Annotated in this window: 10 protein-coding genes; 3 read left to right on the top strand and 7 right to left on the bottom strand. The window is 29.8% G+C overall.

All coding sequences use genetic code 11. The features are described 5' to 3' along the window. Positions 1-6: 6 nt before the first annotated feature. The 4 genes from C4S77_RS10835 to C4S77_RS10850 all read right to left on the bottom strand — a co-directional run bounded on the left by C4S77_RS10835 (position 7) and on the right by C4S77_RS10850 (position 11043). Positions 7-7137 carry a type I polyketide synthase gene (locus C4S77_RS10835; RefSeq protein WP_105247564.1) on the bottom strand — a complete coding sequence of 2377 codons (7131 nt, stop codon included), beginning with the start codon at positions 7135-7137 and terminating at the stop codon, positions 7-9. Between the two features lie 191 nt (positions 7138-7328). Continuing rightward, positions 7329-8696 (bottom strand): MATE family efflux transporter, encoded by a 1368-nt coding sequence (locus C4S77_RS10840; protein ID WP_221405124.1) that lies wholly within the window; start codon positions 8694-8696, stop codon positions 7329-7331. 78 nt (positions 8697-8774) lie between these two features. Continuing rightward, positions 8775-9479 (bottom strand): response regulator transcription factor, encoded by a 705-nt coding sequence (locus C4S77_RS10845; RefSeq protein WP_105191829.1) that lies wholly within the window; start codon positions 9477-9479, stop codon positions 8775-8777. Continuing rightward, positions 9472-11043: a sensor histidine kinase gene (locus tag C4S77_RS10850; RefSeq protein WP_105247565.1), complete on the bottom strand. Its 1572-nt coding sequence runs from the start codon at positions 11041-11043 to the stop codon at positions 9472-9474. Before C4S77_RS10850 ends, C4S77_RS10845 begins: the two co-directional genes overlap by 8 nt. Positions 11044-11212: 169 nt before the next feature. Between C4S77_RS10850 and C4S77_RS10855 the strand changes: the two genes are divergently transcribed. Both C4S77_RS10855 and C4S77_RS10860 read left to right on the top strand, forming a co-directional pair. Beyond that, on the top strand, positions 11213-12895 hold the full coding sequence (locus tag C4S77_RS10855) for a glutamine--tRNA ligase/YqeY domain fusion protein (RefSeq protein ID WP_105247566.1): 1683 nt from the start codon (positions 11213-11215) through the stop codon (positions 12893-12895). Between the two features lie 13 nt (positions 12896-12908). After that, positions 12909-13769, top strand: a complete 861-nt coding sequence (locus C4S77_RS10860; protein ID WP_105247567.1) for a DUF2911 domain-containing protein — start codon at positions 12909-12911, stop codon at positions 13767-13769. A 216-nt stretch (positions 13770-13985) separates the two neighbouring features. Here the strand turns inward: C4S77_RS10860 and C4S77_RS10865 are convergent, their stop codons facing one another. From C4S77_RS10865 to C4S77_RS10875, 3 genes are all read right to left on the bottom strand, one after another. Then, entirely contained in the window at positions 13986-14207 is a 222-nt protein-coding gene (locus C4S77_RS10865; protein ID WP_105191821.1) for a PspC family transcriptional regulator, read from the bottom strand. A 129-nt stretch (positions 14208-14336) separates the two neighbouring features. After that, positions 14337-20678, bottom strand: coding sequence for a T9SS type B sorting domain-containing protein (locus C4S77_RS10870; RefSeq protein ID WP_105247568.1), 6342 nt, complete (start codon positions 20676-20678; stop codon positions 14337-14339). A gap of 381 nt (positions 20679-21059) precedes the next feature. After that, the gene (locus C4S77_RS10875; RefSeq protein ID WP_105247569.1) at positions 21060-23189 is read right to left on the bottom strand and encodes a Tex family protein; all 2130 of its coding nucleotides are present in this window, start codon (positions 23187-23189) and stop codon (positions 21060-21062) included. A 101-nt stretch (positions 23190-23290) separates the two neighbouring features. Here C4S77_RS10875 and rsmG point away from each other — a divergent pair, with 101 nt between their 5' ends. Then, the gene (rsmG, locus tag C4S77_RS10880; protein ID WP_105247570.1) at positions 23291-23917 is read left to right on the top strand and encodes a 16S rRNA (guanine(527)-N(7))-methyltransferase RsmG; all 627 of its coding nucleotides are present in this window, start codon (positions 23291-23293) and stop codon (positions 23915-23917) included. The last annotated feature ends 22 nt before the right edge of the window (positions 23918-23939 follow it).

Here is a 23939-nt window from a genome sequence, read left to right on the forward strand (position 1 = left end):
TTTTAATCAAATTCCGAAAAATTGTTTTACTCCATCTCCTTCACCCATGATCATAATCTGTTTTTCAGTTCCATATTTTAATTCATCTATAAAGGATTTTGCACCTTCTTTAAGAGGAATTAAAGAAATTCCTCTTTTATTAAATTCACTTTCTAATGCGCTTGATACCATTCCGGCACCCTTCCATGGTCCCCAATTAATAGTTAAGATTCTTGAATTGTTTTTATGGGTATAAATTTGTGCGATAAGATCAAAAACGCTATTTGCAGCAGCATAATCACACTGGCCTCTATTACCATATACAGAGGCAATACTACTAAAAAATGTTATAAATTTTACATCTGGCTTAAGTTCTTCAAATAGTATATGTAAAGGAGTTATTTTTGTAGAATATACTTGTTTAAAAGAGTCTAAGGTCTTGTGTGCAAATAATTTATCGATTAATAAGCCCGCAGCATGGATCACTCCATCTATTTTTCCATCTTTTTTATAAATGTTTTGAATGAGTTTTCTGAAATTTTTTTCATTTGTAATATCAACAGATTTATAAGTCACTTTTGACCCGCTTTCTTTAATCTTAGTTAATGTTTTAATAATTTGATTTTCTTTATAGATATTATTTACTTTTTTTTCAATTTCAGCAGGAATTTTCATCTTTTCTTCAGAAATTAAAAATTCTCGAATTTCATTCTTTGAAGAAAAATGAACATACTTTTTATTTTCTGGTTTAGGTATAGGTGATCTTCCTACTAAAATATAATGGCATGGATATTCTTTGGATAAATGGATAATAAGCTCTGAAGTAATTCCTTGCGCTCCTCCTAGTACTAATACTACCGAGTTTATGTCTAATTGGAGCTTTGAATCTTTAGTCTTCGATAAAGGTTCAGAAATAATATTATAACGGAATCGTTCTTTTTCTTTATATATTATTTCAGAAGAAATATCGCTTATACTTAATTCGTTATGTACTATTTCGGAAATAGATTTTGTATTAAAAGGAGAATAAGAATTTATACATCTACAGTTAATGTGTGAATATTCTCGAGCTATACTTTTGATAAATCCAGGGAATCCTTCTATTTGATTTAGTTTTTTGATATCTTTTTCTTTTTTCAATTCTACAAGAGTATCGCTAAAAATAAAAATCCATTCTACATTTTCCAGATTTAACTGTTTTACCATTTGGAAAACATCATCTATTTTATAATGAATGGATGATTTAATAGTATCTAAGAGAATTAAACCATTGTAATCGGATAAATCTTCATTTCCATTAATTATATCAACCTTAGCTCCTTTAGATTCTAGTTTATTTTTAACGTTTTTAGAAAAACTACCTCCATCATCTACAATTGCCAATTTTTTATTATTTATATCTAAAATTTTAGCATCTGGATCATTCCATTTTTCTAAACTAAGTTTGGCTCTTAGAAGAGTAGTTTCTGTATTATTTTTGTTTATTAAGGTTGATTCTAATTCTGATATAGATTTATTATCAAAAGAAATAGAATGATTTATATGTTGTTGAGCATGATTTATTAAAGAAAGGTTTTCAGGATTAGTTAATTCCTCTATCCATTTTATCATTCCATTTAAAGTTTTAATAGAAGCCATTCTTTCTATGGCGTCTTCAGATTCTTCCAGATCATCAGTAAAACCTAGTTTTTCTCTTAGTGCTCCAATAATTTCCATTCTTTTTATAGAGTCTATACTTAGGTCTGCTTCTAAATCTAGATCTAGTCCTAACATATCTATAGGATATCCTGTTTTCTCACTTACAGTTTCCAGTAATAAAGCTTTTATTTCTTGGGCAGAAGGTATGGAAAATGGTTTATCAGTTGAAGTTACGAGATTAGTGGTTATTGTATTATCTAACTTCTGAGAAATTTCTAAACTTGATTGGTTATTGATATTTTTTTTATTTTCTTTAGCTAATTCCTCAATCCATTCTATCAAACCATTTAAAGTTTTAATAGAAGCCATTCTTTCAATCGCGTCTTCAGATTCTTCCAGATCATCAGTAATGCCGAGTTTTTCTCTTAATGCTCCAATAATTTCCATTCTTTTAATAGAATCAATACTTAAATCAGCTTCCAAATCCAGATCTAATCCTAACATATCAATAGGATATCCTGTTTTTTCGCTTACAGTTTCCAATAAAAGTTTTTTTATTTCTTCTACAGAAAAGTTTGAATTTGCAGATGTAACAATGGTATCTACATTCATTGAGGACTGTATAGATACTGATTGAGGTAAAGATTCTGTATTTGCAGTTTGAATAGGTACCTCTATAGAAGGAGGTTGCCCTAAATATCCGAGCATAACATCTCTTTGATTTTGAATTATGGATTTCATATTGTTCAAATATTCCAGAATTACCTGCTCTGAATTAGAAAGAGAAGAAATATTATCAATTGAATTACCGGACATACCATTAATTTTAACTGGTTTAGTGATTGGTAAAGCTCCATTAGAAGGCAATTTGCCAACAGATGGAATAGCATTATGTCCATTTATCAACCATAATGTTGAATTTTTTTTGTATTGTTCCGGATTATCAATATCTAAAATGTGTACATTTCTACCATCAAATAATTTTTCAACTTGTATTGAATTTCCTGTGGATATATATTGAGCTAGTGCTTTTAGTATAAATTCTATTCCTTCTTCATTTTTGTCTTCTGTCTGAATTGTAGTTATTTCATCTTTTCCTAAAATGGTTTGAGCTAAATTGATTAAAACTCTTCCCGGACCAGTTTCAATAAAAATTCGTGCGCCATGGTCATATAAAGCTTTAATCTCTTTGCTAAATAATACTGGTTGAATGAGATGTTCGGATAATCGTTCTTTAATCTTAATAACTTCTGACGGATAGGCATCTGCTGTTGTATTAGACCATACAGGAATAGTAGGTTTACTAAAGCTAATTTTCTTTAAATATTTTGCATATATATTTTTTGCTTCTTTTAGTAAAGGGCTATGAAAAGCACAATCTACAGCTAGTTCTTTGGAAGAAATATTTTTTTTATTTAATTTTTCTACAAAAGAATTCATTGCAGTAGTTGTTCCTGCTAGTATAATCTGTTTTTGGGAATTAAAATTAACCGGCCATATTTCCTTTTCTCCTTGTAATAATTCTTTAAGGGATCGTTCATCAATACTAACAGCAATCATTTTTCCTTTATCATCTTTTACTGCTTCTAATATAGCATTAGCTCTTTCCCGACTTAAAAAAACTAAATGTTCAGGAGCAAAGACTCCAGAAAAGCATAAAGCAGGTAATTCTCCATAACTGTGTCCTGCAAGAATATCAGGTTTTATTCCTAAAGAATGTAGAAACTTTGCTATAGCTAAATCTACAATACCTAATAAAGGCTGAGTATTTTGGGTCTCTGTTATAGACTTTTTTTGTTTAAGTAAGCTTTCATCATCAAAAACTGCATGCGGAAATATTACTTTTTCATATTCTTTATTTTGTTGTAATAACTCTCTCATAGCAGGAAAGGCAACAAATAAGTCTCTGGCCATATTGACCCTTTGACTTCCTTGTCCAGAAAATAAGAAAACTATTTTCCCTTTTTTAAGGTTTCTTAGGTAAATTCCTTTTTCATTTTTTTGATTAGAAAGTATAACATCAATCTTTGATAATAAATCTTCATGATTGGTAGCTACAATACAAATCTGTATATCTTTTTTATTATATAAGGATAAACTATAAGCTATATTCTTTAAAGGGAGTTTATCATTGAAATGTAATAATTGTTTGATTTTTTGTAATAGGCTTTGAGCTTCTTCTAAAGTATCTCCACGAAATACAAATAGCTCAGAGGGCCAAGACGGAAGCGTACTTTGAGTAGAAATAGTAGGCTGATAATTCTCCATTACTACATGGAAATTTGTACCCCCAAAACCAAAAGCACTAATTCCAGAAATTCTTTTGTCATTATTCCAAATTCCTGCTTTTTTATTGAAAACAAAAGGGCTGATTTCTTTATTATAAAAAGGATTAGGTTTATTTAAGTGTAAAGTTGGAGGTTGTATTCCATAATAGGTAGAAAGAGCCGCCTTGATTACTCCAGCAATACCTGCTGCACATTTGGTGTGGCCAATTTGTGTTTTTACTGATCCTAAATGTGTTTGACCTTTTACAGCCCCCGATTCTAAAAACATGTCTGTTAGAGCACTAAGTTCAGTGCGGTCTCCTACAACAGTTCCAGTACCATGAGCTTCAATTAATTCTACTTCTGAAGGTAATATACCCGCATTTTTATAAGCTCTTTGTAAAGCTTTAATTTGACCTTTTTTATTAGGAGCGGTCATACCTAAGTTTCTACCGTCACTGCTACCTCCTGTACCTCTTATAACTGCATATATTCTATCATTATCCCTTTCGGCGTCTTCAAGTCTCTTAAGTATTATCATGCCAATTCCTTCTCCTAGTGCAATTCCATCAGATTCAGAATCAAAAGATGCGCAATATCCTTTTTTAGACAAAGCATAAGTTGCTGAGAACATAAGGAAGTCGTTTAAACCATTATGTAAATCAGCCCCCCCTAAAATCACAATATCAGATTTGTTATTTTGTAATTCCTGATATGCAATATCCAAAGCAGCAAGAGAAGAAGCACATGCGGCATCTACTGTGAAATTACTGCCACCTAAATTAAGACGATTTGCTATCCTCCCTGCCACAACATTGGATAAAACACCTGGAAAAGAGTCTTCATTTAATTTAGGAAGCATTTGTTTAAATTCTTCTGGTAATTCACCAAATACTTGTTTTGCATATCCACGAAATCCATATGCTGCTGCTAAATCTGTGGCTCCTTCAGCCCCAATTATTACGGAGGTATTTTCTCCGTCAAACGTAGCAAGATCATAGCCGGCATCTTCTAGTGCTCTTTTAGCAACCAAAAGGCTAAGTAGCTGAACTGGTTCTATGGAGGCTAAAGATTGTGGGGGGATGCCAAATTCTAATGGATCAAAGTCTATAGTAGGAATAAATCCACCCCATTTGGAAGATACATAATCTGTATCTCGCGTTTCAGGATTATAAAAAAGATCTTTATTCCAACGAGAATCGGGAACCTCAGTTATACTATCTTTCCCTAAAATAATATTTTTCCAATATTCATCTAAATTTTGAGCCCCCGGAAAAATTCCTGCCATTCCTACAATAGCAAGTTTTACAGGTTCATGTGGGGGAGTAGGTTCTTGAATTTTGTCTAATTTTAAAATTAATGCTTGACTATTTATAGCAACACGTGTATGCAATTCTTTGATGGATATAGCTTTATCTTGTAATGCGGCTATTTGTCCGATCATATAGATACCTTTTTCTACTTGTTCTTTATTATTTAGATAAATGAGTTTATCTCCTTTTCTTTCGATTCCTTTAGAAGCAATGCGTAAACGTCCGATATTCAATTCTTCTAATTTGATCCAAACTTCTTTAGAATCTAAACCTTGAGATAGAAGTTGTTGTTTTTTCTGATTAAAATAATCAATAAATGGAGAATCTAAAGCACGCGTTTCCTGTCCTGGAGCAGCTTCTAATAAAACGGTTTTGTCTTGATTTATAGCTTGTGTTTGATATTCTGAAACTATGGCTCCTGTGTCTACAGCTTCTTTTGTATAGAGATATGAAGACCCCATTAATACTCCTATTTTAGCTCCTCTTGCGGCTAAAGTAGCAGTCATGATAGAAATGAAGGCAGAGGAAAAATCGTTGTGTATTCCTCCTGCAAAAAAAAGATTAAGCGAAGGAATGTCTTCTTGTTTTAATAATCTGAGAATTTGTTTTTCCCAGAGAACTAAGCAGGATAAAGGGCCTACATGCCCTCCACTTTCTCTACCTTCAAAAATAAAATTTCGTGCACCTTCTTTTAGAAACATATCAAGTAAAGATGAGGAAGGTACGTGTAAAAATACTTTAATTCCTTCTTTTTCATATGGTTTGGCTAAAGAAGGTCTTCCTCCTGCAATAAGAACTATGGGGGGCTTAGCTTCTAAAATATACTTCATTTGTTCATCTCTCAGCTGAACAGGTGCAAAACCTAAAATTCCTACTCCCCACGTTTGATCTTTGAGAAGTTTTGCAGTTTTTAATACTGTATTTTTTGCCGTATTTCCCTGCATAAGACTCATAGCTATAAAAGGTAAGGCTCCTTCCTGAGATATTTTTTTAGCAAATTCAGGAACATCGCTTACCCTTGCCATAGGCCCTTGCGCTATAGGAAATTTTATATTCAGATCTTTACATAAATTATTTTCAGAACTTAATATGTTTAAAGATTGAGCTTGCAACAAATGTCCATATGATGCTTCATGAATAGCAAAAATAAAATGAGATAAGTTTTTATATTGATCCACAAAGTTGACGGACAATGTAATATCTTGCCCCATGGGAAGAATGTTTTGAGATAAATCTGCTCCTCCTAAAAAAGGAATTATATCATTATATGTAGGATTCTTAGGTAAAGAAGGGGAATTTTTTCTTAAAAGAACCCTAAAATTATCTATTAAAATGGTTTCGCTACCACTTAGTTTACTTAATATATTTTTAGTTTCTTTGTTTAAAGTACTGCATTCCGGGAATAAGGCGACTTGACTATCCAAAATAATTCCTTTTGCTCCAAGGGCTAAAGCAGCTGCTGAGGTATGAATTCCCATCCCTCCTTGTAAATAAATATTTATAGGAAGTTGTGAGTAATTTTTCATTATTCCTTGAAATAATACAAAAGTAGATTCATAGGCTACTTTACCTGCTCCTTCATTTCCTTTTAATATAATATTTTTTGCTCCGTTTTTAATTGCTGTAATTGCTTCTTCCAGAGAGTATACTTGATAATATAATTCAATATTTTTTTTAGGAGAGAACTTTATGTTTAAAGGAAGAATTACTTTGGAAACATTTTTTGGTAATTCTATTGAAGATATAGCTTGGGATGAATAACAAACCCCAAAATGATTTTTTGTTTTTTCTGACAGGTCTTTTAAACATTGTTCAGCTAATTTTTTATTATGTCCAAGATGTAAAATCGGGAATGCCCCTGACTTAAAAGTGTTTAATGCTAAATTAACATCCGGAATTTCAAAAGGAGAAAGAACGAATAACTCTTTTTTTTCTTGCATGGCTTACTTATTCAAGGTATTTAAACAATATTATTTTATAATTTGTGTAATGATCAGTTATTTTGTTTAAATAGTAATAATAGTATTACTTTATATAAAAGTTATCACCTCAATTTAGCGTGATAATTTTTTTTTAAACTACATAAAACAATTTGTATGCAAATATAGTAATTAATATTATATGTTTTTAGCTATATAGCATATAAACTTTTCAATTTATATGTTTGGTATATTAAAAAAAACACAGCTAAGATTGTAGAAATTATGTCGGATAGAGGGATGGAAAGCCAAATTCCATTGAGGTTGAAAAAATTAGGGAGTATGAAAAGAGAAGGTATAAGTACTAAAAATTGTCGTGTCATACTCAAAAAAAATGATAAAATAGCCTTTCCAATACATTGAAAAAAGTTAGAAACTACCATTTGAAATCCACTTAAAGGTAGAGTTACGGTCATTATTTGTAATGCTATAGATGCCTCCTTCGCTAAATTTGGTGAAGGGTTAAAGGGTTGTACAACCCAATTTGGAAGAAAGAAACCAAATAATAAACCTAAGAATCCTATAAAAACTCCTACTTTTATTGTGTAAATTAAAGTTTCTTTTACTCGCTTCATTTTTTTTGCTCCATAATTATATCCTATTATAGGTTGCATTCCTTGAGTAAGTCCAACCAATATCATAATAAAAACCATGGTTAAACGGTTAGCAATAGTATAAGCCTCAATAGCTGTACTTCCTCCAAATTTTTTTAATTGATTATTAATGAAAAATATGACAAGAGAAGCGGCTATTTGCATAAAAAATGGAGCAAAGCCTATGTTAATGATGGACCAGGTAATATTTGCATTTATTCGTACTCTTTTCCAATGAAATAATAGAGTATGTTTTTTTTGGAAAAAATGTATCATCACTACAGTTACACCTATAAGCATGGATATTGTAGTAGCTATGGCAGCCCCTTTCATTCCCCAATTGAAAATAAAGATAAATATAGGAGCTATGATAATATTGGCTATAACTCCTATGAGCATGGTATACATAGATTTTTTAGGATATCCGGATGCTCTCATTATACTATTGAAAGCAATATTTAAAGTTAAAAATATATTTCCGGGAAGGTAATATTGTAAAAATTCTTTGGCATATGGAAAAGTTTCTTCCGTTGCTCCAATAGAAATTAATATGGAATCAATATATATGTATATCCCGAAGACGGTTATACTTGTTAAAAATATAGTAAGCAAAAAGGAATTACCTACCACTTTTTCAGCAGATTGTTGGTCTTTTTTACCTAAATATAATGAAACTCTTGTGGCAGCTCCTGCTCCAATTAATAAACCTATTCCTGAAATTAAATTCATAATAGGAAGTACTACGCCTAGTCCCCCTATAGCATGATCTCCTAAATTTGGTCCATGACCAATATAAATACTATCTATTATATTATATAAAGCAATTACAGTAATACCGATAATTGAAGGAATAGCATATTGCCAAAGAAGATTACTAATTTTTTTATTTTCTAAATCTTCTATATTTTTACTTTTGTAAATTTCCATATATACTTAGATGAAAACATAGGCAGTGTTTTTTTAAGAAATAGATATTCATAGAAATATAGTTGAATACAATTTTGATTATTCTTTTACTAATAATCGAAATCCCTCGCCATGAATGTTTACGATTTCTACGTTTTCATCTTCTTTAAATAATTTTCTAATTTTTGCAATATATACATCCATGCTTCTTGATGTGAAATAGTTGTCATTATGCCATATTTTAATTAGAGCTTCTTCTCTAGGCATAAGGTCATTTTTATACTTACACAGAAGTTTTAATAATTCATTTTCTTTAGGTGAAAGTTTGTACATTTTATCTTTTACCTCTAATTGTCTAAGTTTAGTGTTAAATTTGAAACTTGAAATTTCATAAACTTCTTTGTCTTCATTTTCTTCATTAGTTGCATTATTATTATTTCTTTGCAATACTGCATTAATTTTATATAACAATACTTCTGAGTCAAAAGGTTTAGTTATATAATCATTAGCCCCTAATTTATATCCTGTTAATATATCTTCTCTCATATTTTTAGCTGTTAAAAATATGATGGGAATATCCGGATTTATGTCTATTATTTCCTTTGCTAATGTAAATCCATCTTTTTTAGGCATCATAACATCTGAAAGGCATAGATCAAAAGTATCTGATTTAAATTTTTCCAATCCATCCTCTCCATCTACGGCAAGGGTGACGTCATAATCATTCAAGGTTAAATAATCCTTCAGTACGGCTCCAAAACTTGGATCATCCTCTATTAATAATAATTTTACTTTTTTATCCATAGTTTGATTGATTTAAAGGTATTTTTATAATAAATGTTGTTCCTTTGTGTAGTTTACTTACAACTTTAATACCACCTTTGTGTAATTTAATTATATTTTTAACGTAGGCTAAACCTAAGCCATGTCCTTTAACATTGTGAATATTCCCTGTTTCTTCCCTATAAAATTTTTCAAAAATCTTTTTTATTACATTTTCCTGCATTCCTTTGCCTTTATCAGAAATTTCAACAACATAGTCATTTTTATTATTATATGTTTTTACTGTAATTTCCGGTTTTTCCGGGGAATATTTATTAGCATTATCTAATATATTTACAAAAGCATTTGTTAAATGAAAACCATCTACAGAAGCTATATGTTTTTCGGCTGTATAATTTTCAATTATTTTGCCTCCTCTTTGTTCAACTTGTACTCGAACCGTTTTTACACTGTTTTTCAGAACATCTCTTATATCGGTTTCTTTACGTACAAGTTCTAAAGCATTTCTCTCAAGTTTAGACATTCTTAAAACCATTTCTACCTGTTTTTTCATTCTTTCATTTTCCTGTTTAATTAATGAAATATAAAATTTCATTTTTTCAGGATTTTCTTGTATTTTTTCTGATTTTAATGTGTCTGTTGCTATATTTATAGTAGCTATAGGGGTTTTAAATTCATGAGACATGTTATTTATGAAATCAGTTTTTATTTCCGAGATCTTTTTTTGCCTGGACATGTAATAAATAGAGGCAATATAGATAGCAATAATTATAAGGGTAGAAGCTATAGTAACTGCGATTGCTCCAAAAATAGGGTTTAATACTGAATATTGTTTAGAAGGGAAGTAAACCGAAAGATAATATTGGGTATTATCTTTTCCATCAGAAAATAAAATAACATTATAATTTTGTTTAGGGTGTTTACTTAAAACAAAATCTTTGCTATGCACGGAGGTAGGTTTTAAATTATTATTTAATATACCACATTTAAAATCTGTATCTATATTTTGTTTTTTAAGTTCTTGGTTTACTATAGAATCAATTTGTTTAATGGATACCCTAGATTCCAAGCTCATTTGATTTACACTTAAACGGGCAAACTCATCTAAGGTAAATTTTGGGCTAGTAAAGCTATTTTCAATATTATCTTCAATAGGTCTTAATTTTTGATCATTTGAATCCTTTTTAATCTTGAGTACCCCTTCATCAGTTAAAAGATTCGTAATTTTTAAAGTATCTTTTTGGGAAAAAGGAATAGCGAGTGGTTTTTTATGAACAATGGTTTTTTTATAGATAATGTATTTAACAGATTGAGAATCTATTACACTCATTGCTGTTTGAATCGTACTGGAATCTTTTTGAGCATTAATATTTTGATAAAAATTGGTAAAAGGCTTATAAAATTTATTGATTTCAAGAGTGTTAAGTTTTTGGGAAGAGCTATTTAATGCTTTATAAACTCTTGAAGAAAAATCTTGTTCTCCTGCATCTACAGATTGTTTAAGCCAGAAAATTTGCAACCCAATAAAGACAATGAGTGAAATTGTCATAAGTCCTGATAAAATGGGGATAAAACGTTCCTTCATGTTACAAAAATAATCAATTAAATTTTAAGTAAATGATTAGGATTTATTTACTAATAAAAATAAGAATAAAAAATAAAATGACAGTAATATTACGTTCTATATTAATGTTTTAAATTTATGAAATTCTTTGAAAATAACGTAAATTTGCTTGTTAATATTATTATATATCATGCAAGAAGAAGAAAAAAAATCACTTAATTTTTTAGAACAAATAATAGAAGATGACTTAAGTGAGGGTTTTCCAGAAGATAAATTAAGATTTAGATTTCCTCCAGAACCTAATGGGTATTTACATATTGGTCATACCAAAGCTATATGGATAAATTTTGGATTAGGAGAAAAATATAAAGCACCGGTTAATTTGCGTTTTGATGATACAAACCCCGAAAAAGAGGAACAGGAGTATGTAGATGCTATAAAAAGAGATGTAGAATGGTTGGGATATAAGTGGGATAAGATATGTTACGCTTCAGATTATTTTCAAAAGTTATATGATTGGGCAGAAAAATTAATTTCAGAAGGGAAAGCATATGTAGATGATCAAACTTCTGAAGAAATTAATGCTCAAAGAAAATCACCTTTTGAAGAAGGTATTGAAAGTCCTTTCAGAAATAGAAGTGTAGAAGAAAATCTTCTTTTGTTTAGGCGAATGAAAGCCGGTGATTTTGAAGAAGGGACTCATGTTTTACGGGCAAAAATAGATATGAAGTCTGCAAATATGAATATGAGGGACCCAGTTATGTATAGAATATTAAAAAAGCCACACCATAGGACCGGAGAAGAATGGTCTATTTATCCTATGTATGATTGGACACATGGAGAATCTGATTATATTGAGCAAGTATCACATTCTTTATGTTCTTTAGAGTTTGAAAATCACAGACCACTTTATGAATGGTATCTAAATCAGGTATATAAAAAAAATACAACCAAAAGTAAACAAAGAGAATTTGCTCGATTAAATGTTAGTTATACAATTACAAGTAAAAGGAAGCTATTAAAATTAGTAGAAGGAAAATATGTCTCAGGGTGGGATGATCCGCGAATGCCTACCGTTTCCGGTATGAGAAGAAGAGGATATACCCCGGAAGCAATTAAAAACTTTTTAGAAAGAGTAGGAGTTGCTAAAAGAGAGAATCTAATAGATGTTTCCCTCTTAGAATTTACGGTAAGAGATCATTTAAATAAAATTGCACCAAGAGTAATGGCGGTTCTTAATCCAGTTAAATTGGTTATTACCAATTTAAATGAAGACAATGAAGAATGGGTTTCGTTAGAAAATAATCCTGAAGATCCAAATTCAGGAGAAAGAAATGTACCCTTTTCTAAAGAAATATATATTGAAAGAGAAGATTTTATGGAAGAAGCTCCTAAAAAATTTTTCCGTTTAACTTTAGGGGGAGAAGTAAGATTAAAAGGGGCCTATATAATCAAAGCAGAATCTGTACAAAAAGATGAGCATGGGAATATCCAAACCATCTATTGTACCTATGATAAAGAAAGCAAAAGTGGAAGTGGATCAGAAGCAAGTATGAGGAAAGTAAAAGGTACTTTACATTGGGTGTCTGTAAGACATGCCTTGCCTATTGAAGTAAGGATATATGATCGATTATTTATTGATGAATCTCCTGATAGTCATGAAGATGATTTTTTGGAATATTTAAATCCTGAATCCTTAAAGATTATTAAGGGTTTTGCAGAACCAAGTTTAAGCGAATCAAAAGTTGGAGATAAGTTTCAGTTTCAAAGGATAGGTTACTTTGCTGTTGATAAAGATTCTAAAGAAAATAAGTTAATTTTTAACAGAACTGTAACTTTAAAAGATACATGGGCAAAAATTAATAATAAATAAAACCTATAACAAGATGAAAAAATTACTTTTAACAGGAGTCATGATGGTCTTTCTATCAATAGGGAAAGCCCAAGAAGTAAAGATTCCGGCAGCTAGTTTAAAATCTAAGATTGAACAGATGGTCGGACTTACGGATATAGAGTTAGAATATTCTAGACCCAATAAAAAGGGAAGAGTAATTTTTGGAGGTTTGGTTCCTTACAATGAAATATGGAGAACCGGAGCAAATGAAAATACTACAATTAAGTTAGGAGATGATGTCGAGATTAATGGAAAAACTCTTCCCAAAGGGAAATATGCTATATATACCATTCCTAATATTGATAAGTGGGAAATAATTTTTTATTCAGATTCAGATAATTGGGGTACCCCTAAAGAATGGAATGAAGCAAAAGTAGCGCTTAGAACTATAGTCCCTGTTCAAAATTTACCCGCATCGGTAGAAACATTTATTATAGGTATCAATAATCTTTCAGATAATTCAGGACATTTACAGCTAGCTTGGGATCAAACCTTAATAGATTTGAAATTTAACGTACCCACTCAAAAAATTGCTAATGCAAGTATAGAGGGGATTTTGGCTAATCCCAAAGCAGATGCTAATGCATATTATGCTTCTGCAAACTACTATCTTCAATCTGGAGGAGATATGAAAAAAGCATTAAATTGGATCAACAGAGCGATAGATTTAAAACAAGGAGATTCTCCCTATTGGTTTTACAGAACCAAATCTTTAATACAAGCAAAATTAGGGAATATTAAAGAAGCAATAGAATCTGCAGAAAAATCTTTAGATGGGGCTATAAAGGTAGGTAATAAAGAATATATAAAAATAAATACAGATGCCATTAAAGAATGGAAAAAAGTATTGTAATTAAATTCTTTACGTAGTGAAATATAATGTATGAAATATTTTAAGAGCTGTTATAGTACCTAATATAACAGCTCTTAATTTTATTTAATGATAAAATAATCGTATAGTTTTTATATAAAATAAGAAAATATTCCTACAAAAATATAAGGGAAATTAATAAAAAAGAATATTTCAAATTTTTTAAGAAGAAATAAATAAATTGAAATTTTAAATCATTTATAAGTCAAAAACAGATGGTCGTTTAGTTATAAAACTATCTTTAATCCATAAAAAAAATGCCCCTATGAGATAAAAGGCAAAAATTCCACCTAATGTTATAAATGAAAGATAAATAAATAACAGCCTCAATTTAGAAGCTCTTACTCCAAATTTTTCAGAAACTCTGGAGATTACTTCGAAGCCATTTGCTTCAAGCACTGTGCGTAAACGTTCAATCATTTTGAAAAAAATAATTAAAAACAAATTTAATGATATTTTATTAATTTATTGAAAAATTAATATTTAATAAAACAAGCCATATAATTTTATAAAAATTGATTTATACGGCTTGTTTTAAATAAAGATTATTTATCTGTAACTTTCATCATAATTTCTAAGTAAAATCCAACCGGTAAACTTTCTTCCATCAGCAATTGTAATAATATACCAATAGGAGGTGGTAGGCAGGTTACGTCCTAAATATTTTCCATCCCATAAGAAACAATTATCAGATTGTTGTTCAAAAACTTTTTTACCATAACGGTCAAAGATCTTAATTTGAGAAGGGGAGTTAAAAAGATTTAATCCACAAAGTTTCCAGGTATCATTATACCCATCCCCATTAGGGGTAATCGCATTAGGAACTTTAAAAATTATTCCTTTAGAGGTAATAGCTTCGCATCCGTTAGCTTTAGAACGTACATAAAAAGTATATATACCCGGTTCTAAATTAGTAAAAGTATTACTAGTCTGCCAGTTGATATTGTCTATGGAATATTCTAAAGGCTGAGGTCCTTTAGCTATAACTGTAATATAATTATCGCCAGCTTTAAGCTCTAAGATAACCGGGTCTTCCAAATGTTTTGCTTCAACCTTAAAAACGACAGAACAAGTTAAGTTATAATTTAAATATTTAGTAACTTTTAATGAATATACTCCTATATCTTTAACTGTGAAATATCTATCCGTACTTATAACTTTACCGTTTAAAGACCATTCCCATTCATCAAAATTTCCTCCGTTAAGTTTTAAACTGTCAATTCTAGGACAGAGATAAATGAATTTTGGTAAAGGATTATCAGGGTAGTAGGTTTTTAATTTAATTTTAGCTAAGGAAGGACATTTTTTTCCTATAGGATTTAATTCGTCTAATCTTACATAGACATAATCAACTTTAGGATTTAAATTTTGATAGGAACTAAAATTAGTTTGTTCATTTTGTTGTTTTTGGGCATCTTCTAAAGATGAAAAGTAAGAAAACTTAACATTTGTTTCAGAAAGAGAATTAACAATATCAGCATTTACCAGCGATAAATCAAAAGAAGTGTATCCGTCATTATCTCCATCACAAGCTTCTAATTCTACTTCTTTGTTAATTAAAGAAATTTTAGGATTTGTAGTAATTATAATAGTATTTACATTTATACATCCGGTTATTTTATCTACAACTCTTACAAAAATATTGGTATCAAAGGAGTTAATAATATATTTTTGATTTTTAGGCAATTCAGCATTATTTTTCCATGCATCTTCTTTTGTAAGAAAATATGAGAGGTTATAATTAGTAGGGGTATCTATAAAACCTATATGATCTAACTGATCAGGAATAATATAGAAAATATCGTCCAGATCATCATCACAAATAGGCATAGTGAAAGGTCTAGGCTCGGGAGCTTTAAGTTTATTCATAGTGATCTTATTAATCCTAAAACAACCTTTAGTTCTGCTTTCAAACCGTACATAAATAGTTGTGTTACCCAATACAGGCAAATAGTTTGTAATAGCTGCAGTAGGAGTATCTAAATCGCCTAAGGGAGCTACTCCTGTTTCTGCATCTGTAAGATTTGTATAGAAAGTAACATGCAGGTCATTAAGTTGGTTTGGATACAGATTTGTTTGCATAGAGCTGATTTTTGAAGTCAGGTCTATACGGGTATCATTGCCTGTACCATTTTCAAATTGACAAATATTGCCTATGTCATAATCCTTTGTACGAATGCTTGGATATACGTTAAGGTTTATTACAGCAATACTATCACAATATCTATCTGCCGAAATTCTTACATATACTTTATCATTATATTTTACAGTATTTTCATAATTGGTAAGTTCTTGTTCATCAATAGGATTTTTGTTATTTTGGGCGTCATCTTCTGTTTTAAAATATTTAAATTTTGTATTATTATCCGGGAGATATTTCGCCCAAATATCTTCCACCGATTTTAGATTAAATAAACTCTTTCCGTCATCATATCCCGGTTCGGTATTTTCATCACATTTATCTAGATTTATTCCAGTTTTATTGATAGGATCTTTTTTATCGATAGGAACTTTTTTATTGACTAGAAAGGATATTCCTACGATAGAATAACATCCGGTGTTATCATTTTTATCGATTCTTGCATATATAATATAGAAGTTAGGGTCAGATCCATTTCCGTGGGTAAGATTGTTTTCAGAAAAGGTAAAATTTGTTTTATTTAATAAATCATTGGGATCTTGGTTTTTGGCTCCTGTAATAGTTGAGTAATATGTAAAAGGATACAGGCTGTTTATAGTAGTAAGTGTTTCCCCAGGAATTATTCTTTCTCTATATTCATCCAGATCAGGAATAACAAATTTACCATCTATATGCCCATCACTTTCATCACAGATTTCCGGGAATATATCTTGAGCTTTAGGAGAACTATAAAGGGTAACATTTAATTTTTTAATAATGTAACACTTGTTGATTGAATCACTTCTAAGTATAAATTTTACCCAAATCTGACTGGCAGGGGTTATTATATAATTATTAATCTCAGTATCAGGAATTTCATTAATGCCATCTACTGCATTTTTTCTTGAAGTATAATAAGTAATTTTAAAATCCTTTGCATTAGATTTATTATTATCAATCATTTTTGGAGGATATTCTTCAAGGTTAATTTCTTTAGACATTTCCCCCGCAACACAAGATATAATTTCACCATCTTTTATTTCCCCTTTATCTTTAAAAGGATTTAAGGCATCTATTGTAAAGGATTTGATTGAAAAACAGCCAAAATTTTTGTCTTTAACCCTTGCCCATATAGTTTTCGGAAAAGAATTGATAATATAAGCAGATGATTTAGCATCTATATCATTTTTAGCATCTTCTTCAGTATCATAATAACTAAAGTTATAGCCGGAGATGTTATAAGATAAATCCAATATTTTAGTTCTATAATCATCAAGATTTACAATTTCTTTGGTCTCTCCATTTTCATTTCCAGTATTATTATTACAAATAAAGAAGGAAAGAGGAGAGCTATTTAATTTAGGAGATTCTTTTAAATCAAATTCTATTTTGGTAATAATAGGGCAATCTCCTGTATTTTTTAATATTCTTACCCAAATGAAATTGGTAGGTGTGACAGTAAATGTTGTAAGGGAAGCAGTAGTATTATTTGTTGCCTCTTCCTCTGTGGCAAAAAACTTATATGTGGTTGTTGGAGGACCTGTTAATCCCGGATTTACAGAAATAAACTGATCCTGTATAAACTGAGTAGTTACAGTTTCTTTTTTATCGTTTTCACTATCACAAATATTAATAGTTTGGTTAATAATGTCAAGAGGAAATATAAATGTAATTTTTAAAGGTATAACTTTTACACATTGGGTTTTTTTATCATATACCCGCATATAAATAATGTGCTCATTATTAACACTATTATAGATTAGAGGATTTCCATCATAAACTCTTCCTCCTAAAAGGGTTCCATTATCGCCATTCAAGGCTCCTTTTTCAGTACTATAAAAAGAAATAACAGAATTAGAGTCCTTACTAATGATGAATTGATTTAAATCAATTTTTCTATTTTTATCATTTTTATTAGCACAAGGAAAAAGCTCTGCATTATACTCTGGTAATGATATAGAAGTTTTTGAAAATTCAAATTTTATTTCTACAAATATAGGGCATTCATCTTGTATTTCTAAACGGGCCCAAACAGACATTGGAGAAGTGTTTACTTCAAAATTTTCAATATTTGTGATATATTGATATGGGTAATTGACGCTGGCACTTTCTATAGTATTATAGTAACGAATGGGGGTTTTTAATTTTGCTAATTGTGCGGGACTAAGTAAAGCTTTTAAATCTTCTTCATAGTTAGTTTTGTTTAGAATATTTATTATTTCTTTATTATTATTATCAAAATCACAAACCTCATAGGGACCTATAATTTTTTGATTTATAGGGGAGAGAATAAAATGGATTTCATGTTCATAAATACAACCAAAAAATTTTAGATAGACATAAATAGTTTTTTTTTCAAATTGTACAACTTCAGTTTCATTAATATAATTTTCTAGAGTGTTGTCTAATTTATAGTCAAGAAGGTCTTGTTTACTTTTAAAAAATAAAATATTTGTGGCCCTATTTGAATAGTATGAATTAATAATATTTTTGTATTTATTATAAAATGAAACTTTTTCCTTTCCTAGCCCATCAATATAAGTATCACAAATGAAAAATACGTCCGGATCTATTTCTGATTTTGCAGAGGCAAAAACCGGAAATTTGACAGATGTTTCTACTCCGTTGGATTTTATTTTATAAACAGCCTTTATGTTTCTGGCACTGGGAACGGATACAACATAGGTATAAGGAGGGGTTTTAGTTATTAATTCATTTGTTTTAAGATCATAAAAACCAACAATATCTATTTTATCCAGAATTAGTCCGGGAGGCAAATAATATCTTAGATAATTTTTATCTAATTTTACAGTATAGGAGGTTTTGTCAGCATTACATAAATTAAGTCCACCGCCACCGCCACCGCCAGCACCACCATCGTCTATATCATCGCTGCATTTTACAGGTTTAAATTTTATTTGACTATAACCTTCGCAATAATCTTTTGAAGTGGCTTTCACGTATATAGTGGCACTTAATGTTATGGTAGCAGATTTAGGATCACTAATCTTATACCAGTAAGAATAGCTAGGATCCGTAAAATATTCAAAAGTAAGTCCATTGGTAGGAAAATTAATTAATTGAGATTCATGTTGGGTCAAATCATATTTAATGGTTTGGCCTTCAATTACATCGCATATCTCGAATTCCTCTTTAGGTATATTTAATCTTATAGTCTTCTTTAATTTTATTTTAAAGGGGACGATAGTGAAACATGACGGATCATTATAATTGCTATTCCAAACTCTTAAATAAAAAGTTTTTGTGGCATCAGGTTCACCATTTACATCTAAATTAAAAGAATTTTCATTAATTTCTCCTATTCCGTTTTGGGCATCGCTCAAAGAAGTAAACACTTTGTGATAAGTACCCGATAAACCTTTGAAATTATAATTTTTTATTTTAATTATTTTTTTACCACCATTATCCGGATCACATTCTTCGAAATATTGATTTTCCGGAACGACCGGTTTCTTATTTAATTTTAAATTAATTTTACCTATTGTATAACAAACTCCCTTTTTCAATACCTTTACATATATAGTCTTATCATTAGAGTAAACATAGTTCTTCGGGTTGTTAATCGGGTTAATAGGGATAGAATTTGTATCTAAATTTTCGAAATAAGTAAATATTAATGATTGGTCTGGATTTATTTCTGATTGATAACCAGTCAAATCTATAGTATAATTTTTACCGCTATCTAAACAGAAAGCTTGCGTAGTAATTTCTTTGACCTTAGGAAAGTTATTTGAAAATTTAACGTCTATATCTTCTTTTATCTTAAAGGGAGAACATAAATTGTAAGTTACTTCAACAGAATATTTACCATCTTCTGCAGGTTGTACAATAATTGTTTTTTTATTTCGGGTTCCTGAAATTTCAAATCCATTATATTTCCATACTATGGTTATATCTGTATTACCATTAGGAGTAAACCTCCAGCCCTCATTATGAGCTTCCCAGTTTCCGCTATTTCTGCCGGGAGCAATAATACCATTACTGGAATCATAATTGGTTAGCCCTACAATTGCATTTTTTCTGTAAGCATTGTCCTCATTAAAAATAGGATTAGTGCTTTCATTTTTATATCGGTCTTTTATATAAACATCAATGATATTAGTTGTTTCATAGAGTATGATTTGAGAGGTAGAATTTTTGTTAGGCATAGGATAGCCATATTGGGGGATATTGTTATAATTAATGATTACTTTTCGGTTAGGATATGTGCCTTCTACCCGATATCTAACCTCATTTATATTTAACATATCATGAAAGACGCCAAAAATTGAATTTTTAGGAAGTCCACTGATTAAGGTATTAACTGGAGCATAGGGACATTCATCTTTTGCCAATTTTGTGTTAAAACTAACGACCCCGTTATCACTAATGATAATTGAATTATATTTATTACCATAAAAACAGAAGTCAAAAGGAAGTGAAATAATATTGCTGAAAGTATCATCTTGTTTTCCATTATCCCTTTTTATAGTTACTAAATTTCCATCTTTAAAATCTCCTATTGGCTTATATGGAACAGACTCAACATTATAAGTGTTAGGTTGTTTTATTTCAGGAAATTCTGTTATTAATTGGATTTTTTTTCCGGGTAAAAAATTATAATCACAATTAATGTTTATAATCTTAGTATTATTATTATGATCTTTTAATTTTACTTCAGGGATTAAGGCAGATTGAGAGAATAAATAATTAAAGCCTAATAGTATGAGAGTGAAATAAAGAAAAAATAATTTAAATTTTTGTAATTTCATTTCTATTATAATATTATACGAGATTTTTATTTGTGTAAAAAGGCTAAAAATGGTAAAACTATAAGCAAATATAGGATAAAAAATTATATTTTGCTACTAATAATTTCAATTAAAAAGGTTTGTTGTTTTTTCATTTTTTGTCAAAATTAATAATTTTTGTTTCATTAGTTGATTATAATAGTTTCGATATTAGATATAAATTCGTTATGAATAGGCTAAATATGCAAATTTTTCTTCATTATTAATTAAAAAAATAAATTATAAATTTTATATTGTTACTGAAAAGTCAATTCCTGTGTTTCAGATTTCTGAAAAGATAAAAATGAAGATTTTTTTTGTATAGAGCATTATCATAAATAATAAAAAATAAGTCTGTTTAGATTATTCTATCATGGAAAGTTGTATTCTTTTTCTTTCTTTTTCAATATTAATGATTTTAGCTTCAATTATTTGATGAAGCGTTACTACAGAATTAATATCAGAAATGAATTCTTTATGGATTTGTGAAATATGTATGAACCCATTTTCTTTAATCCCAATATCCACAAAACAGCCAAAATTAGTTATATTATTGATGATTCCTCGAACCTTCATTCCTATTTTAAGGTCGCTTATAGATTTCAAAGAAGGATCAAAACTAAAGAACTGAGTTTGTTTACGTGGGTCTAATCCGGGTTTTTCAAGTTCTTGTAAAATATCTTCTAAGGTAGGAAGTCCCACTTCTGAATTTAAATATGTATGAATATTAATTTTTTGTATATTTTCTTTATTCTGTATAAGATCTTTTATGGTAATTCCCAAATCATGAGCCATTCTATTAACCAATTTATAATTTTCAGGATGAACAGCTGAGTTATCCAAAGGGTTTTCCGCAAATGGGATTCTCAAAAAAGCAGAGGCTTGCTGAAAAATTTTTTCTCCTAGTCTGGGTACTTTTTTAAGATCTTCTCTTGAAGAGAACAACCCATGTTCTGCGCGGTAATTTATAATATTTTCCGCCATTTTTTCTCCTATTCCCGATACGTATGAAAGTAGTGATTTACTTGCCGTATTCAAGTTTACGCCTACATTATTTACACAGGAGGAAACTACAAGACCCAGTTCTTTTTTTAGTAGGGTTTGATCTACGTCATGTTGATATTGTCCTACTCCTATAGATTTAGGATCAATCTTAACTAATTCAGCTAACGGATCAGAAAGTCTTCTTCCAATAGATACCGCACCTCTAACCGTAACATCGTACGCAGGAAATTCTTCTCTGGAAATTTTTGAGGCAGAATATACAGATGCCCCTGCTTCATTAACTACAAAAACCTTAATGGGGCGTTCAAAGGCAATGGATTGTATTAAATGCTCTGTTTCTCTAGATGCAGTACCATTTCCTATAGAAATAGCTTCTATTTTATAGGCATTAATTAAAGATTTTATTTTTCTAACGGCTTCTTTAGTTTCTCTTTGTGGGGGATGGGGATATAAGGTGTCATTATGTAATAATTTACCTTGTTCATCTAAACAAACTATTTTGCATCCAGATTTATAGCCCGGGTCTATAGCTAGTATTCTTTTTTCTCCTAAAGGCGGTTGTAACAATAATTGTTTTAAATTGGAAGAAAATACATTAATGGCTGTAAGGTCGGCATTTAATTTGGCTTTTTGGAAAACCTCGTTACTTAGTGCAGGTTCTAATAAACGTGTAAAAGAATCTTTAATTGCAATTTTAATTTGCTCTAAAATTTTTTCCTGATTTGTTTTTAAAACAATTTCTTCCATAATTTTCAATGCATCATTGGTATTAACTTTTATTTTTAATCTTAAAAATCCGTCTTTTTCCCCACGTGTCATTGCTAATATTCGATGAGAAGGAGAGTTTTTTAATATTTCAGAAAAACTAAAATAATTAGAAAATTTTTGTCCATCGGCTTCATTTTCTTTTGAAGTTATAATTTTAGATTCAATATGAGCAGTCTTATGGAAAAAATTACGAAGCTTATTCCGAATCCATTCATTTTCATTCAACCATTCTGCAATTATATAACGGGCTCCTTCTAATGCTTCATTACCGGTAGAAACATTCTTTGATACATATCTTTTCGCTAAAGTATCCAAATCAGGAATGTTCTGTTGTTTCATAAGAATTTTAGCTAATGGTAATAGCCCGTTTTCCTTGGCTGTATCGGCTTTGGTTTTTCTTTTCTTTTTAAAAGGCAGGTAAAAATCTTCCAATAAGGTAAGATTATAACATGTTTCAATTTTAGTTTTTAGTTCATATGTAAGTTTTCCTTGTTCTTCAATACTTTTTAGAATATAGTCTTTCCTTTTTAAAATATCCTCATAATCTGATTTTAATTGAGCAATTTGAGCAATTTGTACTTCATTCATATTACCGGTTGCCTCTTTCCTATATCTAGCAATAAAAGGAATAGTACAGTCATCTTGTAACAATTTTATGGTATTTTCAATTTCTTTTTCCGGTAAATGGTTTTGTTTTTGAATAAAAGTAACTATATTCATCTAATAAAAATTTATTAAAGCAAAGTTAAAATTAATAATAACATTCTTTTATTATCATCCTCAATACTAATAAAATTCATAATTTTACATATGTATAATCGATAAATATGGAGATACTTAAGAAATACTTTCCAGAACTTACTCAAGATCAGGAAATGAAATTCAGTAAACTTCCTGAGGTTTACATGCAATGGAATGAAAAAATTAATGTTATATCCAGAAAAGATATAGACTCGTTATTAGAAAAACATGTCTTACATTCATTAGGAATTGCAAAGGTATTTTTATTTCCTCCTCATTCAAAAATCATGGATGTAGGTACAGGTGGGGGCTTTCCTGGAATTCCCTTGGCTATACTTTATCCTGAAGTTGATTTTTTGTTGGTAGATTCCATTGGGAAGAAAATTAAAGTGGTAGAAGAAGTAGTAAAACTTTTGGGGCTTACCAATGTTCGAACTCTTCATAAAAGAGCAGAAGAAGTTCCGGAAAAATTTAATTATATAGTTAGCCGTGCTGTAACTCAAATGCCTGTATTTATGAGTTGGATAAAAGATAAATTTTTGACGTCTCATAATGAAATAAAAAATAACGGAGTTTTATATTTAAAAGGAGGAGATTTATCTGAAGAACTTAAAAAATTTCCTTCTGCAAAGCTCTATTCTTTAAAAGATTTTTTTGAAGAAGATTTTTTTAAAACCAAAAGTGTTGTATATATAGAAAAAACCTAAATGTAAATTTTTAAGCAATTAA

The sequence above is a fragment of the Apibacter adventoris genome (assembly GCF_002964975.1).
GTDB lineage: Bacteria > Bacteroidota > Bacteroidia > Flavobacteriales > Weeksellaceae > Apibacter > Apibacter adventoris.